Annotated in this window: 13 protein-coding genes and 1 pseudogene; 9 read left to right on the top strand and 5 right to left on the bottom strand. The window is 42.9% G+C overall.

Features of this window, described 5'->3' with window-relative positions; genetic code table 11:
• Window positions 1-3 precede the first annotated feature (3 nt).
• The 4 genes from BM607_RS12930 (at window position 4) to glmM (ending at window position 4,965) form a co-directional block, all read left to right on the top strand.
• Window positions 4-1,125: a glycosyltransferase family 4 protein gene (locus BM607_RS12930; protein WP_071939652.1), complete on the top strand. Its 1,122-nt coding sequence runs from the start codon at window positions 4-6 to the stop codon at window positions 1,123-1,125.
• Between the two features lies 1 nt (window position 1,126).
• Window positions 1,127-2,134, top strand: coding sequence for an NAD-dependent epimerase (locus BM607_RS12935; protein ID WP_071939651.1), 1,008 nt, complete (start codon window positions 1,127-1,129; stop codon window positions 2,132-2,134).
• A gap of 225 nt (window positions 2,135-2,359) precedes the next feature.
• Window positions 2,360-3,526 (top strand): nucleotide sugar dehydrogenase, encoded by a 1,167-nt coding sequence (locus BM607_RS12940; RefSeq protein ID WP_071939650.1) that lies wholly within the window; start codon window positions 2,360-2,362, stop codon window positions 3,524-3,526.
• 86 nt (window positions 3,527-3,612) lie between these two features.
• Window positions 3,613-4,965 carry a phosphoglucosamine mutase gene (gene glmM / locus BM607_RS12945; RefSeq protein ID WP_071939649.1) on the top strand — a complete coding sequence of 451 codons (1,353 nt, stop codon included), beginning with the start codon at window positions 3,613-3,615 and terminating at the stop codon, window positions 4,963-4,965.
• 569 nt (window positions 4,966-5,534) lie between these two features.
• On the opposite strand, the gene BM607_RS12950 is transcribed toward glmM, so the two are convergent.
• On the bottom strand, window positions 5,535-6,242 hold the full coding sequence (locus tag BM607_RS12950; RefSeq protein ID WP_071939648.1) for a HutD family protein: 708 nt from the start codon (window positions 6,240-6,242) through the stop codon (window positions 5,535-5,537).
• A 164-nt stretch (window positions 6,243-6,406) separates the two neighbouring features.
• Window positions 6,407-6,856: a copper resistance protein NlpE gene (locus BM607_RS12955; RefSeq protein WP_071939647.1), complete on the bottom strand. Its 450-nt coding sequence runs from the start codon at window positions 6,854-6,856 to the stop codon at window positions 6,407-6,409.
• Window positions 6,857-7,115: 259 nt separating this feature from the next.
• Between BM607_RS12955 and BM607_RS12960 the strand changes: the two genes are divergently transcribed.
• The 5 genes and pseudogenes from BM607_RS12960 to BM607_RS12980 all read left to right on the top strand — a co-directional run bounded on the left by BM607_RS12960 (window position 7,116) and on the right by BM607_RS12980 (window position 12,133).
• Window positions 7,116-8,657, top strand: a complete 1,542-nt coding sequence (locus BM607_RS12960; protein WP_071939646.1) for a DUF3369 domain-containing protein — start codon at window positions 7,116-7,118, stop codon at window positions 8,655-8,657.
• On the top strand, window positions 8,654-10,015 hold the full coding sequence (locus tag BM607_RS12965; RefSeq protein ID WP_071939645.1) for a GAF domain-containing sensor histidine kinase: 1,362 nt from the start codon (window positions 8,654-8,656) through the stop codon (window positions 10,013-10,015). The genes BM607_RS12960 and BM607_RS12965 overlap by 4 nt, the downstream gene beginning before the upstream one ends.
• A 236-nt stretch (window positions 10,016-10,251) precedes the next feature.
• Window positions 10,252-10,437: pseudogene (locus BM607_RS12970) on the top strand (sugar phosphate nucleotidyltransferase); the annotation flags it as partial.
• A 28-nt stretch (window positions 10,438-10,465) separates the two neighbouring features.
• Window positions 10,466-11,005 (top strand): dTDP-4-dehydrorhamnose 3,5-epimerase, encoded by a 540-nt coding sequence (rfbC, locus tag BM607_RS12975; protein ID WP_071939643.1) that lies wholly within the window; start codon window positions 10,466-10,468, stop codon window positions 11,003-11,005.
• A 33-nt stretch (window positions 11,006-11,038) separates the two neighbouring features.
• A complete protein-coding gene (locus BM607_RS12980; RefSeq protein WP_071939642.1) occupies window positions 11,039-12,133 on the top strand; it encodes an NADH:flavin oxidoreductase/NADH oxidase in 1,095 nt (364 codons plus the stop codon).
• Between the two features lie 121 nt (window positions 12,134-12,254).
• On the opposite strand, the gene BM607_RS12985 is transcribed toward BM607_RS12980, so the two are convergent.
• Genes BM607_RS12985 through BM607_RS12995 form a run of 3 tightly spaced genes read right to left on the bottom strand, consistent with a single transcriptional unit; the run spans window position 12,255 to window position 16,121 of the window.
• Complete coding sequence (locus BM607_RS12985; protein WP_071939641.1) at window positions 12,255-14,618, bottom strand: YjbH domain-containing protein; 2,364 nt, start codon at window positions 14,616-14,618, stop codon at window positions 12,255-12,257.
• Window positions 14,618-15,403 carry a capsule biosynthesis GfcC family protein gene (locus tag BM607_RS12990; RefSeq protein WP_071939640.1) on the bottom strand — a complete coding sequence of 262 codons (786 nt, stop codon included), beginning with the start codon at window positions 15,401-15,403 and terminating at the stop codon, window positions 14,618-14,620. Before BM607_RS12990 ends, BM607_RS12985 begins: the two co-directional genes overlap by 1 nt.
• Window positions 15,404-15,413: 10 nt before the next feature.
• Window positions 15,414-16,121 (bottom strand): YjbF family lipoprotein, encoded by a 708-nt coding sequence (locus tag BM607_RS12995; RefSeq protein ID WP_071939639.1) that lies wholly within the window; start codon window positions 16,119-16,121, stop codon window positions 15,414-15,416.
• Between the last annotated feature and the right edge of the window lie 94 nt (window positions 16,122-16,215).

Here is a 16,215-nt window from a genome sequence, read left to right on the forward strand (position 1 = left end):
ACTTTGAAAACAATTGTTATTTCCTCTAACACTAGTTGGAGTATATTTAATTTCCGCCTCGAGTTAGTTCGTTTTTTAGCTAAAAGCCATCAGGTAGAAATCATCGCCCCTAAAGATCAATATAGCGAAAAACTGCGGCAATTAGGCTTTGTAGTGCATGATATCAATATGGCTCCTAGCTCCGTTGCGCCATTGCGTGATATCGCTACTCTGTTGACCTATAGTAAACTGCTTAAAAAAATCAAACCTGATTACTATTTAGGTTTTACTGCCAAACCGAATATCTATGGTGGTTTTATTGCAGGTCTTCTTGGATGTAAAGTCATTAACAATATTGCTGGTCTTGGCCGCACTTTTTCAGCACCAGGTCTGATTCAAAGCCTAATGCAACTGCTTTATCGCGTTGGTTTGCGCCATAGTAAACATGTGTTTTTTCAAAACAGAGATGATCAAATATTATTTGTGGAAAATGGTTTGCTTAAAAAATCAACTCACAGTGTTTTACCGGGCTCTGGAGTTAACATCAAGCGCTTCACTTGCAAAGTTGACAAGTTAGTGGATCACAGTAGCGCGGACTCAACCCAATTTGTGTTTTTATTCTCCGCTCGCTTGCTGCTCGAAAAGGGCATTCGTGAATACATTAGCGCAGCTAGTCAATTAAAAACCATTTATCCGCACTGTACCTTTCAAGTGCTTGGCAAATATAGTGGCACTGCGGCCGAATTGCCTAAAGCCGAACTTGACGAAGCTTGCCAAAATGGCACTATTAAGTATTTAGGTACCACTGATAACGTGGTATCAGTCCTGCATAATGCCGATTTTTTTGTTTTGCCAAGCTATTATCGCGAAGGCGTGCCGCGCTCATTATTAGAGGCCGGTAGCTGCGGTTTGCCTTTAATCACCACTGATTCGGTGGGTTGCCGCGAAACTGTGATTCATGGTCAAAACGGCTATTTAATTGCACCGCGCGACAGCCATGCACTGTTTATCGCAATGAAGAGTATGGTTGAGTTAAGCATTGAACAACGCAATTCCATGGGATTGGCCAGCCGCGATTATATGGTCAACAACTTCAGCGAAATTTTGGTGTTACAGCAATATCAGCAAGCCTTATCGGAGCAGTAATATGAAGTATTTGGTCACCGGCGCTGCCGGTTTTATTGGCAGCGCCGTTGCTAAACGTTTATGTAACCAAGGCCACCAAGTAGTCGGTCTTGATAACCTTAATGACTATTATGATGTAAGCCTTAAACACGCGCGCCTCGCCCAATTGGCCGCTCAAAAGCTATTTAGCTTTAAACAACTCGATTTGTCCGATCGCGATGCCATTACTGAATTATTTAAAGCGGAGCAGTTCGATCGGGTGATTCACTTAGGCGCCCAAGCTGGCGTACGTTATTCAATTGAAAACCCTCACGCTTATGCAGATTCTAATTTAGTAGGACATCTAAATATTCTTGAGGGATGTCGTCAGACCAAAGTCAAACATTTAATCTACGCATCTTCTAGTTCTGTCTATGGTTTGAATAGTAAAACGCCATTTGCTACCAGTGACACAGTTGACCATCCTGTATCACTTTATGCTGCGACCAAAAAAGCCAATGAGTTGATGGCACATAGCTATTCGCACCTTTACTATATGCCAACCACCGGCCTGCGTTTTTTTACTGTATATGGTAGTTGGGGCCGCCCCGATATGGCGCCATTTATTTTCACTAAAAAGATACTTGAAGGTGAAACCATTGATATTAATAACAATGGTGATATGTGGCGTGATTTTACTCATGTTGACGATATTGTCGAAGGGGTGGTTCGTATTGCGGATGTTATTCCTACACGAAATGATGCTTGGACTGTAGAAACAGGTACACCAGCAACTAGCTCAGCACCTTATGCTGTGTATAACATCGGACATGGTTCGCCAATTAATTTAATGGACTTTGTTAAAGCCATTGAAGATGAATTAGGTATTGAAGCGAAAAAGCATTTTCGTGAGATGCAACTGGGTGATGTGTATCAAACTTATGCTGATACCCAAGATTTATTTGCTGCGACAGGATATCAACCTAAAGTTGGGGTAAAAGAAGGCGTTGCTGAGTTTGTTGCATGGTATCGCAGTTATTACAAGATTTAAGTTAGTTAAATATTCTATTTTAATAATTTAAAAAGTAAGGCCAATTTTATGTCATACTTTACGTACCACGTAAAATAGCTAATTTGACGAGTACCGAAATGGATTCCCGCCTACGCGGGAATGACAGTATTTTAGGGAATGATTGTGCTCTAGGAAATGATGGAATTTTGAGTAGTATTTTTCGTGAGCAGTTTAAAATAGCTCGTGTGGATTAGGATATAAATAATGAAAATCGCTATTGCTGGTACTGGCTATGTAGGCCTTTCTAATGCAGTTTTATTAGCTCAGCACCATCAAGTTATTGCTGTTGATGTGATTGCTGGAAAAGTGGAGTCCATTAATAACAAACGGTCTCCAATAGTAGATAATGAAATTGAAGAGTTTTTAACTCATCGTGAGCTAAATTTAACCGCTACTTTGGACAAACAGTTAGCTTATCAGGATGCTGATTTTGTGATTATTGCTACACCTACTGATTATGATCCAAAAACTAATTATTTTAATACTTCCTCTGTTGAGTCGGTTATTCAAGATGTTATTGGCATCAACCCTAATGCGGTGATGGTGATCAAATCCACCGTGCCAGTGGGCTTTACTGCCAAGGTTAAGCAAAAATATCATTGCGATAATATTCTCTTTTCGCCAGAGTTTTTGCGTGAGGGTAAAGCGCTTTATGATAACTTGCATCCATCGCGGATTATTGTGGGTGAGCGTAGTGAGCGCGCTAAAGTGTTTGCTGATTTATTAGTGCAAGGCGCCATTAAAAAAGATATTCAAGTATTATTTACGGATAGCACTGAAGCTGAAGCAGTTAAATTATTTTCTAACACTTATCTTGCTATGCGCGTTGCTTATTTTAACGAACTTGATACTTATGCTGAAACTCATGGGCTAGATTCTCGGCAGATTATTGAAGGTGTGTGTTTAGATCCGCGAATTGGTGATCATTACAATAATCCTTCTTTTGGTTATGGTGGTTATTGCTTACCTAAAGATACCAAGCAACTTCGCGCTAACTATGCTGATGTGCCCAATAGCATTATTAGTGCGATTGTGGAATCTAATACCACCCGTAAAGACTTTATCGCTGACTCTATTTTAAGCCGTAATCCTAGGGTGGTGGGCATTTATCGACTGATCATGAAGTCAGGTTCGGATAATTTTAGAGCCTCAAGTATTCAAGGGATTATGAAACGCCTCAAGGCTAAAGGTGTAGAGGTCATAGTGTATGAGCCAGTACTTAAAGAGAAAGAGTTCTTCCATTCCCGCGTAGTTACTGATTTAACCGCTTTTAAAGGTGTAGCTGATGTAATTGTCTCTAACCGGATGGCAACGGAACTAACAGATGTTGCAGATAAGGTCTATACCCGCGATCTGTTTGGTAGTGATTGATTTTTGATATCTAATTGCATAGGACAATTGAAAAAGCCGAAATTGTATTCGGCTTTTTTCGTTTATAGCTGTTTTAAGGATTTTTCATGTCTAGGAAGTATTTTGGTACAGACGGTGTGCGTGGCAAAGTTGGTACTTTCCCTATTACCCCGGATTTCGCGATGAAGTTAGGTTGGGCTGCGGGTACTGTGCTGGCGTCTAGCGGAACGAAGGAAGTGCTGATTGGTAAAGATACCCGTAGCAGTGGTTATATGCTTGAGTCGGCAATGGAAGCAGGTTTTTCTGCTGCGGGCGTGAATGTTGCGCTGATTGGCCCTATGCCTACACCCGCGGTGGCTTATTTAGCCTCTACATTCCGTGCTGACGCAGGGGTAGTGATCAGCGCATCGCACAATCCATTTTATGATAATGGCATTAAGTTCTTTTCTAATTCCGGCACTAAGTTAAATGATGCCCAAGAACTTGAAATCGAAGCCTTGTTAGAAAAGGCGCTTAACCAGAATGCTATGCAGTGTGTTGCCTCTGAAAAGCTGGGTAAAGTGCGCCGTATTGATGATGCTGCTGGTCGTTATATTGAGTTCTGTAAAGGCACATTCCCAAATCATTTGTCTTTAACGGGATTCAAGATTGTGGTCGATAGCGCCCATGGCGCCGCATATCATATCGCCCCCAATGTTTACCGTGAACTCGGTGCTGAAGTGATTAGCATCAATGACAAACCTAATGGTGTGAATATTAATGATCACTGTGGGGCGACGCATTTAGATAGTTTGCAAACTGCGGTTATGGTGCATGAAGCTGATTTAGGTATTGCGCTTGATGGTGATGCAGACCGTGTCATGTTTGTCGATCACAATGGCCATGTAGTTGATGGTGATGAGATTTTATTTATTCTTGCCCAGGCAGCCCACAGCAAAGGTGAAATGACGGGTGGCGTGGTTGGTACCTTAATGTCAAATCTTGGCTTAGAGCTTGCGCTTAAGCAGATGGATATCCCTTTTGTTCGCGCTAAAGTAGGCGACCGTTATGTGGTTGAACAGCTTAAAGCGACTGGCTGGCAATTGGGTGGTGAGGGTTCAGGACATATATTGAGCTTGCAGCATGCTTCAACGGGTGATGGCATAGTTGCATCCTTACAGGTACTTAAGGCTGTATTAGAGTCCCAGAAGAGTTTGTCTGAGATTAAAGCTGGCATGACTAAACTCCCTCAAGTGTTAATTAATGTGCGTTTAGCCACGGCTGATGCTGATAGCATTTTAGCGAAAAGTAGCGTTCAGCAAGCAGTGATTAAAGCTGAAGGGATCTTAGGCGACCAAGGGCGAGTGCTATTGCGTAAATCGGGTACAGAGCCGCTTATTCGGGTAATGGTCGAATCTACTGATACTATAATGACGCAGACTCAAGCCGAGTTTATCGCAGAGGCAGTAAGAGCGGCATAAGCCTTATGGCTATTAAAGCTAACGGTTATACGTGTTCATTCAGGTATTGATATGCTGAATTACTAAGCCAGAAAGTTGTATGCTTTCTGGCTTTTTTTTTCTGCTCTTTGCTTACAGATTAGCCGAACACTCATTACATGTGACGCTGGTTTATCAGTTTATCAGTTTATCAGTTTATCAGTTTATCAGTTTATCAGTTTATCAGTTTATCAGTTTATCAGTTTAGCTTTGGGCTACATGTGCTTTTAATATACGGATAAATTTATTTAGGTTTTATTACAACAATCTTGCTGATAGTGATGACTAACTTGCCAAGCTATTTATAACTATGAAAAACTGATCCTCTCAATGGTGCTTAACGCATTTTCTGGGAATTACTTACCTCTGGATAGCAATGATTAGCCAGTGCACGGATGTAATTCTGATTATGTTCGTTTTACTTTTTAATTAAAGGCTAAGTGGGCGGGATTTATAATATTGGAGACACTAATGAGCAGAGTAATCTTGAGGTCGAACACTGAACTTGTGCTTTACTAGAGGAAGTTAGTGCCCACTTATTTGCTTGATGGTTAACAGGCCGTAATGGTGACGCTAAGTAATCGACTTGGCGTTGTCGTTGCAAACTTTATATCTTCGCCTGGTTTAATGATAAGCATGTCGTATGGCATGATCTTGATGAACTTGCCATTGTGCTCCCATGTCATTCTATCTAAGCAGCAGAGTAGTTGGATGATAGTTGTGTCAGCTTCAGTCTTGTGGTGCTCTTTTTTATTGTTGTTTGGGATAGCAGCATGTTCTTCTATAAATATGCTATCAAAGTTAAGCCTTTGAGTATGTGCTTTAAATACGCCTCGTTTAGTCATCACATTGAAATCAATAACATCACTACCCAATAGTTGGCTTGTTATTGAGGTTTCACCTGCAAAGCAGAATGCACTGTCTATAGCCGTGAGTTGTTTATACTCAGTTGTATCTGTGTCTCCCAGTATTCTTTCTTCGCCCCCAAGGTTATTTATCTGTTTTTCCCCTTCATGGCTATCGATGCTGAGTTCAACACCATCGCCTTCTAGGATGACCAGTTGTCTGTCTATGCCATTAAATATTGAAAAGGGTCCGTTACTGCTAATGCTTGCTATGCTGATCCGATAATCGAATTCAGTAAGTTCGGCATTGATGGGGGAAATAAGTAGCTGTTTTGTGCTCCCACCGCCATTTTTCCATGGCGTAGATGGGCAATCTTGATAGCGGATCAATTGTGCTTGTTTATTTAAAGTCATTCCTTTGTCTCTGTATTTTACCCTGTGATTCAGTAACTATTCGCTTGCTCATCCTTGAGCCTTCTATTCGTTCCGTGATTGAGCAGAGTAGATTTGATCTTTAGAGGGTTACTGCACGATTTTACAATCGAATAGCTATGATCCTCTCTTCAAAAAACACTCTGCTATTGTTTCTTTTTCAACACATAATTAGCAGCCAGATCGCCAGTAATTCTTTGGCCTTGAGTATCTAACATGATCAGCTGATTTTCACCGACCAGATATTGTGTACCATCTTCCAAGGTGATTTTTTGGCCTTTCTCATCCCACGCTGCTTTGCCCATCAGTTTTAAAATCTTCTCATCTTTGCCTAAATAAACCGTTTCTTGAACAAAGCTATTATCAGATTGTAATGTGATCAGGGTTTGAATACCTTCGCAACTGGCGCATGGCAACACACCTTCATAGCTGCCTGCCCAATCGAGTGAATTTTGGCTGGTATCGCCGACAGGGACGGTTTTAGCGGCGTCTGTTTGAACTTGGGCTGTATCGACTGCGGTTTCTTCTTTTGGGGCTTCAGAGCAAGCCGTGGTAAATAAGGCCAGAAGTGCGATACAACATAGTGATTTGTTCATAGTGGCTCCAATAGAATTTCGGGGTGTTACGGGTTAAGTGCATTCATCATACCCGCCAAGGCTGGCTTAGCCTAACTTTGGCTATTTCTATTTTATAACAATGGCTTAAGTTGTAATTGTGTTTGTTCTAAGTGGCGTGAGTGTTAGTTATTAGCCTAAAGTCTGTAACCAATAAGATGATAATTTATCCTTTAAAACTAGTCACTTTCGAGATTGAATCTATACTGAAACTTAACTATTCATCGTAGACGGTGGTTCTGTGGCGTTATTTAAGAAAAGTGCTGATGTTATCGAGGATAAATCCCATAAGCCTAAACAAGGCATTTGGAAAGTTGCCATTATTGATGATGAGCCTGGGATCCATGAGGTGACTCGATTTGCTCTAAAAAATCTGACTTTAGATAATCGGGTATTACAGTTCTATTCCTGTTACAGCGCCGCCGAAGGTTTAGCATTACTTCAAACCGAAACGGATATTGCATTGGCCTTTATTGATGTGGTCATGGAAACCGACCATGCTGGGTTAGAGCTAGTTCAAAAAATCCGTACTGAATTAAATAATCACAGCACCCGCATCATTTTACGCACAGGCCAGCCGGGACAGGCGCCTGAAGATCAAGTTATTCGGGACTTTGATATCAATGATTACAAGGCCAAGACAGAGCTTACCGCGGCTCGGCTTAAGTCTTGTGTCTACACTTCACTGCGTTCCTATCGCGATATTAAAATCATCGAGCAAAGCCAGAAGGGGATGGAGAAAGTCATTGCTGCCTCCACCTCGGTACTTAAAAGTCATACATTACATAATTTTGGCAGTGCGGTGCTTGAACAGACTTTACAGTTACTCAATCTTGAAAGCTCAGCCCTTTATCTCACAAGCTATCATCAAGACCTTTACCTCGATACCCAAATGAATCTACTGGCCGCCACGGGTGAGATGATCAGTTACTGCGAAGGTGGCAGTGTTGAGGCGCTACCTGGGGATGTACGTGAGTATATTATCGAGGCTATCGCGCTAAAAACCTCGCTCGTTCGTGACAATATTTACGTTGGGTTTTATGAGCTAAGTGGCCATGTCACCAGTATTCTATATTTGCAGCACAATACTAAGTTAACGGATTTTCAAGTCAGTATTCTTGAACTATTTGCGGCGAATGTGAGCTTAACCTTTGAGAATTTGTCGGGCCGTGAAAATGTGCAGCAGACGCAAAGGGAGCTGATTTTAATCATAGGCGATGCCATTGAGCAGCGCAGTAAAGAGACGGGAGCCCATGTACGTCGGGTTGCGCGCATGACTGAAATGCTCGCAATTGCCATCGGCATGAACGCGGACTTTATCGAAACGATTCGTTACGCTGCGCCGCTGCACGATGTGGGTAAAATAGGTATCCCTGAGAGTATCTTACATAAGCCGGGCAAGCTTGATGCCGAGGAATGGGCGATCATGCAAACCCATGCGGAGAAAGGCTATAACTTGCTCGCCGGCTCAAATCGTATTATTGCCAAAATGGGTGCCCGAATTGCTTATACCCACCATGAGCGTTGGGATGGGCAAGGGTATCCCCGTGGAATTGCTAAGGAAGAAATTTCCATTGAAGGCCGACTCATGGCGATTGTCGATGTGATTGATGCGTTGCTTTCCAAGCGCAGTTATAAAGAGGCGTGGTCAGTCGATGCGGTACGAGAGTATATTTTGGCGCAATCGGGTAAGCAGTTTGACCCCGTATTGTGTGAAGCGAGTTTAAAACTGTTAGATGCGTTTGCCTCCCTACATATCCATATTCCGGACGAACCCCTATGACCCGAATGCTTGATCGAATCCTATTTGATGTCAGTAAGTCTCAGGTTATTGATGAGGGCGATCTCATTCAAGCATCACAACTTATAGTGAGTTCAATCTGTAAGGGATTACAGATCACGCGGGCGGGCATTTGGTTGTTTGGTCAAGATAATCAGACTATTGCTTGTTATTATTTACTCGACCACCAACAGCCGCAAGAAGCGTTAGTGCTCACTCGCGCGCAGTTTCCCCATTACTTCAGCTTACTCGACAATGAGCGCACCATTGTCGCTAATAAGGCGCAAACGGATCCTGCCACCAAAGAGTTTGTCGACACTTACCTGAAACCGAATCAGATCACCTCTATGCTGGATAGCCCCATTCGTCACCACGGCAAAATGGTGGGGATTATTTGTTCTGAGCATCAAGGTGAGGCGAGGGAATGGACGCGGGATGAAAAGGCGTTTGCTTCGGCACTGGCCGATCTCTTTGGCCGAGCCATAAGTGCTAAAGAGATCCTCGAATACCAACAACAGCTCAAACTCATCAATACCGATTTGGAGCATCAAGTTGAACTGCGAACAACAGAACTTGAGACGGCACTATCGACCTTAAAATCGACCCAAAAGCACTTAATTGAAAATGAAAAAATGGCCGCCTTAGGTAGCTTAGTTGCCGGTGTGGCTCACGAGGTGAATACGCCACTGGGTATCGCGGTAACATCCGTGACCCATTGTTTGGATGAGTTATCGCTACTAAAAGGGTCATTCGAGAAAAACGATCTCGATGAAGATAAGTTTGTCAGTTTTATCAATACAATGCAGGATGGTTTATGTTTAATTGAGCGTAATCTTTCCCGCGCCGCAGAACTGGTTCATAACTTTAAACGCACTGCCGCAGATCAATCAATATTGGAACGTGAGCGCTTTAATTTAAAGAATTATATTTTCCAAATATTTAGTTCATTAAAGCCCTTAATGCGTAAGAAAAACATCACTTTAAAAGTCGAACTTGATGACAATATTTTCATTGATTCCTACCCCGGCGCCATCGCTCAGATTTTTACCAATTTAGTCGCTAACAGTTTTCGCCACGCTTTCCCTGATGATTTTGTCGGAGATAAACAGATTGTCATTGTGGTTGAACAGGAGGGAACACAGATCAAGATGACTTATCAAGACAACGGCATCGGCATGTCAGATGAAGTGAAAGCCAAAGCATTCGAGCCATTTTTTACCACGGCGCGCCAAAGTGGTGGCACAGGTTTGGGGATGTCGATTATTTATAATCTGGTCACCCAAAAGCTTAATGGTAATGTTTCACTCTTCTCTGCGCCGAATCAGGGGTTACGTATTGAGATGCTGATCCCTGAGCAGTAGCAAGGGCGAAGATTGGTGAGCGCTAGGTTCAGCAAATGCACTTGTCTTTATTGAATAGAGGATTCTCCATCTTACTGAAGCTGAATGGCTTTTAGTGCTTGGAATGCAAACGGCTATTGCGCCATTATTTTCGTTAATCGACTGACTCATCTCCTGTCATCCGTTCTTCCGGCTCGTCGTCTTTTATATGCTACAATCTGGACACTTCACCTAGCTTATCAATCTTAAATATTTCAATGAGAAAAGGCATTTTACTGGCGGGCGGTACTGGCTCGCGTCTTTATCCTATGACGCAGGTTGTCTGTAAGCAATTACTGCCCATTTACGATAAACCTATGATTTATTATCCACTTGTCACCCTGATGCAGTCTGATATTCGGGATATATTGATTATTTGCACTCCCCACGATTTGCCGTTATTCCATGGATTACTCGATAAGCAGGTATTTGATGAAATGTAGCGCAACTGAGTTAGCAGAAGTGTTGGTGTTTGAACCGCAAGTCTTTGGGGATGAACGCGGTTTCTTTATGGAGACGTTTAGGCAATCCTATTTTGATGCCTGCTTTGCACAGCGTGGATTCGAGTCATGTGTGTTCGTGCAGGAGAATCACAGCCGTTCGCAACGTAATGTCCTGCGAGGCTTGCATTTTCAACGGCGTAAACCGCAGGGGAAATTAGTGCGGGTCTGTGCAGGGAGTATTTTTGATGTGGCCGTCGATATAAGGCCCGACTCGGCCACTTATGGGAAATGGGTTGGGCGAGTGCTATCAGCTGAGAATCATCTGCAAATGTGGATCCCACCGGGCTTTGCTCACGGTTTTTATGTTCTCAGTGATTATGCTGAGGTTATTTATCAATGTACCCAATATTATGATCCTGAAGATGAAAGCGTTGTCGCTTGGAATAGTGCAGAGTTTGCCATTGATTGGCCATTAATTACCGCACCGATTTTATCCACGCGAGATAGCATCGCCAGTTCACCATCATAAAGCCAATCATGGTTTGTATTAAAAGGAATGACAATGAGTTTATTATTTTCGCCTTTAACCTTAGGTCAACTTGAGTTAGCGAACCGCATTATTATCGCGCCCATGTGTCAGTACTCAGCAGAAAACGGCCAAGCAACCGATTGGCATACGATTCATTTAGGGAGCATGGCGTTATCAGGCGCGGGAATGCTCATTTTAGAGGCCACCGCCGTTCTTCCCAATGGCCGAATTTCCTATGCAGATTTAGGTCTATGGGATGACAAAACGGAAGCTGCCTTAGATAAAACCCTCAAGTCTATCCGTAAATACTCAAATATGCCGATGGCGATACAGCTTGCCCATGCGGGGCGTAAAGCATCAACTCGAAAACCTTGGAAAGGTGGCGGCGCTATTGCACCCGACGAACATAACGGTTGGCAGACGATAGCGCCTTCCGCGCAGGCCTTTAATGAAGTCACTGCATTACCGAGTGCGATGACATTTGATGAAATTGATGAGCTTATCTTGGCATTTGTCAGTTCGGCGCAAAGAGCCGAACGATTAGGGCTTGATGCGATTGAAATTCATGCTGCCCACGGTTATTTGCTACACCAATTTTTATCCCCGTTATCGAATCAACGTACCGATAAATATGGTGGCAGTTTAGAGAATCGACTGAGCTTGTTGTTGGCCGTGTTTGATGCCATTAAGGCTGTGATATCGCCTAAAATGGCACTCGGTGTGCGGATTTCGGCAACCGATTGGGTCGAGGGTGGTTGGGATTTAGCCCAAAGCCTAGTGTTGGCAAAAGTATTAGAGAGCAGAGGTTGCGATTTTATTCATGTGAGTACTGGTGGGTTAAGTCCGCTGCAACAAATCCCTGTCGCTGAGCACTTTCAAGTGCCTTTTGCCGAAGCAATTAAAGCTGAGGTAAACATACCTGTGATTGCCGTGGGATTAATCACAGATGCTAATAAAGCAGAAACGATTTTGGTTCAAGGGCAGGCCGATGCTATCGCGCTTGCTCGCACTATGCTCTATGACCCACATTGGCCTTGGCATGCGGCAGCAACACTCGGTGCAACTGTGAAAGCGCCGCCACAGTATTTACGCTCATCGCCACATGGGATCAAGTCGCCAATAGAGTAGAGCGCTTAACTTGATATTTATCGGTGGCATTAAGTCCTCGATTTTTTAAACAGTTTTTATGGGCAGAAAATAAAATGGGCAAGAATTATCTTGCCCATTTTTAGTTTTAACTACGCACTCACTATTTCGCTGGTTCAACACTCGGTCTGGTATACCAAGGTGCTCGCGCATCTGTGACATCAAATAAGTTGTACTTACGTCCGAGCATTTGACCACCGTCACGGGTCAGTGGCATCCAAGACAAGAAAGCACGACTTTGAGTCGATTTTATGGTCATAAGATCGAATGGGATGGAAATATAGAAGCCCTTGGTAAAGCTGCCTTCGCCGTATTCTTCTGCTGATAAATTGGTTTTAGTCGCAAATGCACCGACAATAACGCCGCTATCAAACTGTTTAGAGAAGTCAATCGTCACGCCTTTATCTTCGGTAAGATACTGCCCTGCACTCACTCTAAGTAAAGTATTGGGGAACCACTCTGGCTGGTAATAAGCCGTTGCATGGCCTGTCACTACACCGGTTTGCACTCGATAAGCCCGATTGGTTAGAGGATCAAATTGGTTTTCGTCACTAAAAAAACCGAACATACTGTCGGGATCTCGCTGTTTCGCATAGTTAATATCAAAACCAAATGCCCATTGGCTATTGAGTGGACGATAGAGAAACTCAGTCCCCACACCGCCATACATCATCTCCAAATAACCACCATAGGCTTGGTAGGAAATGTTATCACTAAGATTATCCATCCATGTTAATTGGAGGTTATTAACCCTCACCGGGTTATCATGAACGTATTGGCGTATTAACGTTCTTACTCGTTTCAAGTCGGTACCGTCTGGTGGTACGTCATATAAAAACTTATCGTAGTTATCGTATAAGTTGAGATAAAGAGAACCGCCAAATTCGAAATTATCGGTAAACTTATAGTTTGCACTCCCAGTAACACCGATATTAAACATGTAGAAGCCTTCTGAGCCTCCGAAGGATTGCACCATAGTGGGAGCAACATCGAAGCCTAATTTATCCAGCCAATCTTTATCAGTACGCGTTACTAACTCACCTTGGGGTAAGCGTGGGACTGCAACTTGACTCGCATCAGTAACCTTAGCATTGAGGTAACCAAAGCTGGCTACTTGGGCAAATTTTTCTGCATCAATACGCGTTTCTGTAATCGGCTGGCTATAATGGGTCTCAATTAAGCGATACTCTTTGATTTGAGTCAGATCGCTATTATTGGCAAGTATAGTGGCAGCCCTTTGGTGGGCTTCATTTCTATCACGATATTTAGTTTGCTCTCCAACCACGGTAATACTGTCAAAGTCGAGGTAAATTTTAGCGTTGCTATAGCCTGAAATCGTTTGCAGATCCTGCGCAACCTTATTCCAGTCAATTGTTGTTTTTAACATTGCTTCTTTAGGCTGAACGATTAAAGGAGTGTCAGCTATTTCTGCTTTGATGTGTAGAGTGGTGTCAGCCGTCGCAATGATATTTTCTGAAGGGCTAACACTATCTAATGGAATATTGGCTGTTTGCACATGCGTTAACGGTGCCGCTGGTATTGGCTTATATTTAGCCGCAGCAGGATCGCGCTTTATCTGAGTTAAGGTATTGAAATTCGTTTGTAAACTAAAACCGAGCGTCCAAGTATTACCACGTTCATAACTTAAATGCAGATCGCCCCAGTCACCAAATCGATACAGTAAACCATAGTTGAATTTGCTGTCCTGTGGCATAGCATTCCTATCGCGGCCACGCACGACAGGGAAATCGGATTGATAATCGTTGCCGTCATATTCAAGCTTTAGACGCAACGGTTGCCATGGAGTTTGGTACTCAACGCCACCGAAGAGTGCAGCACAGCCCTTAAACCAACGCTGATAATCAACCGTTCCCCCTTTACCGCCATAGGAAGTGTCACGATCGCAGTTATAGTTAAGATCCTTTTTATCTGAAGTTAGGTTACCGCTATTGCCGATATAGCCCCAACCTATGCCCAGAGTGAAGTCTAGTGGGCCAACCCGTTTAGTCGCTGCAATAAACTCGCCATCGAACAAGCCTGTTCCGCCAAAGTCGCGCACACCGAAAGATGTTTCTGGGAGCCAGTTTGTTTCTTCAAGCAACCGAACTTTAAAGTCAATGCCTTTATCAGTGTACTTAGTGTTACCACTGAAATTGGGATCGCTGCTATAGAGTAAATCCTGTACCTGCGTATAACGAACAGTGGTCTCAAACCAAGGAAACAGTTGTACTGAGGCTGTGAAGTGCTGGTAGTCGTCGTTATAGCTAGTCGCAAAATTAAACTCGCCTTCAGGCGCCATTCGGCCTGTTGGCATTTGCATCAAACCAACACCACCAAAATCTGATTGCGAGGCTAACAGTGTTGGATAAGAAAACTCATCTGCAGTTACCTGGAGTAATGGTAATAATGCCAAAGACAGTGCAGATAATCGGCCTAAGGTATGGATTGTGTGGCTAGACTTTTTCATTACAGAGCCCGATTCCTGAGTAATTCAACAATGTTTTCATTCAGTTGAGTGTAGTCATCAAATAGACTTGAAAACTCAACGTAGAGACTTGCTCCAGGAGCAATATCTTGCTCTTGATGATTCCAATAAGCGATGGGTTGTTTTATCGCTTTGCCATCGGGTTGAATAATCCACACAAAACTTGTTTCAGCATTATCGAGTAACCCTGCTTGTTTGAGGTAATCTTTGCTAGTCTTTTGGCCTTGCCATGCCAAATTCCCTGTTTGAGCTACTGCACCAAGCACTGTAACAGTGCTTGGACGAGGCGGTAAGACTAATAGGAAACGACCATCAATTAGCGAATTGTATGAATCATTGATACGAATAAGGTCAATATCCAGAGGTTGCATTACGCGCTGGCCAAGTTGTAGACTGCGAATAAGTTGTGCGAGCTTAGCCAGTTTTGCGATGTAAGCACTGTCGTCTTTTACTTGGCCCATTTTAGCTAACTGGCTCAAGACTTGCTGACGTTTCGTTTCTAATGCGGCGGTATTTTGAATATCGAGTAATGCCGCACCTAACCAATAAATAGGAACAACCTCTTTATTCGTGGTTTTATTATATGCTGGGAGTTGCTGTAATCCGTCTTGTACTATTTGTTCTATACGCACTGCTGTCAGATAGTTTAGTTGAACCTGAGCATCCTGATTCGTAGATGTACTGATGAATAACTGGGTTTCAGCATGAACGGTTGCCGTTAGTGCTGAACTAAGTACAAGTGCCAATGGCGCGATGTAATATCTCATAATGGTTCCACTAAGATGCAAATGGCTTAAGTAAAGTTATATCGATAAAAGGTAGATTGGGTGCTATCTTCTGGCGGCTTTTAATGACGTGCCCATTATCCGGTTTTAACCAAAACTCATTTAAATATTGAATATTAAGACCTTCAACAGATACTAACTCGCTGTAATGCAATGCTTGAGTGGGAGTATCATTTATTAGTATCTTTTCCTCAGCGATAAAATCAAACTGTGAATTAAGTTTATACCCATAATGGTAGCCGGGCTGCCAGTCAAGCGTGCGAGTCCAAGTCTTAGGCGTACTATTTAGATGCAGACCTAGGAGAATAGGATCGGATTCTGAACTTTCAATAGCGGCTAAATTTCCTGAGAGCAGACTATGAGTTCTCACCAAACGCCCGTTCACTGTCACTAACATTGCTTTATCTGCAGAGAGCCATTTTAGCTCCATTGCTTCTGGCGCTGGTCTGACAGTGGTGAGGGTTTGTTTCGGTTCTGCAAAGGCTAAAACAACAAATGCTTGAGGTATATCTTCTATCTTGACATAGATGCTAGCGTAGGGATTGGCTTCTATTTGCTCGGTGGTGAGCTTAATATCGCTCTCTCCAATGAAAGCTAATTTCATCGTATCGTTGAGGGCGCTAATTCGTTGACTACAGCCAGCAATACTCATTAATGCAATTGAGGCTGTGAGTAAGAGTAGTTTTTTATTTATACGCATCCGAGTTGCTTATTCTCAATAGTAATAAATATCTAATGTAGAGATATCTGAGACTTATTTCAATAAATGAAGTGACTCTCACTTTCTCTAAACG

This window comes from Shewanella sp. SACH (assembly GCF_001887095.2).
In the GTDB taxonomy this organism is placed as follows: Bacteria; Pseudomonadota; Gammaproteobacteria; order Enterobacterales; family Shewanellaceae; genus Shewanella; species Shewanella baltica.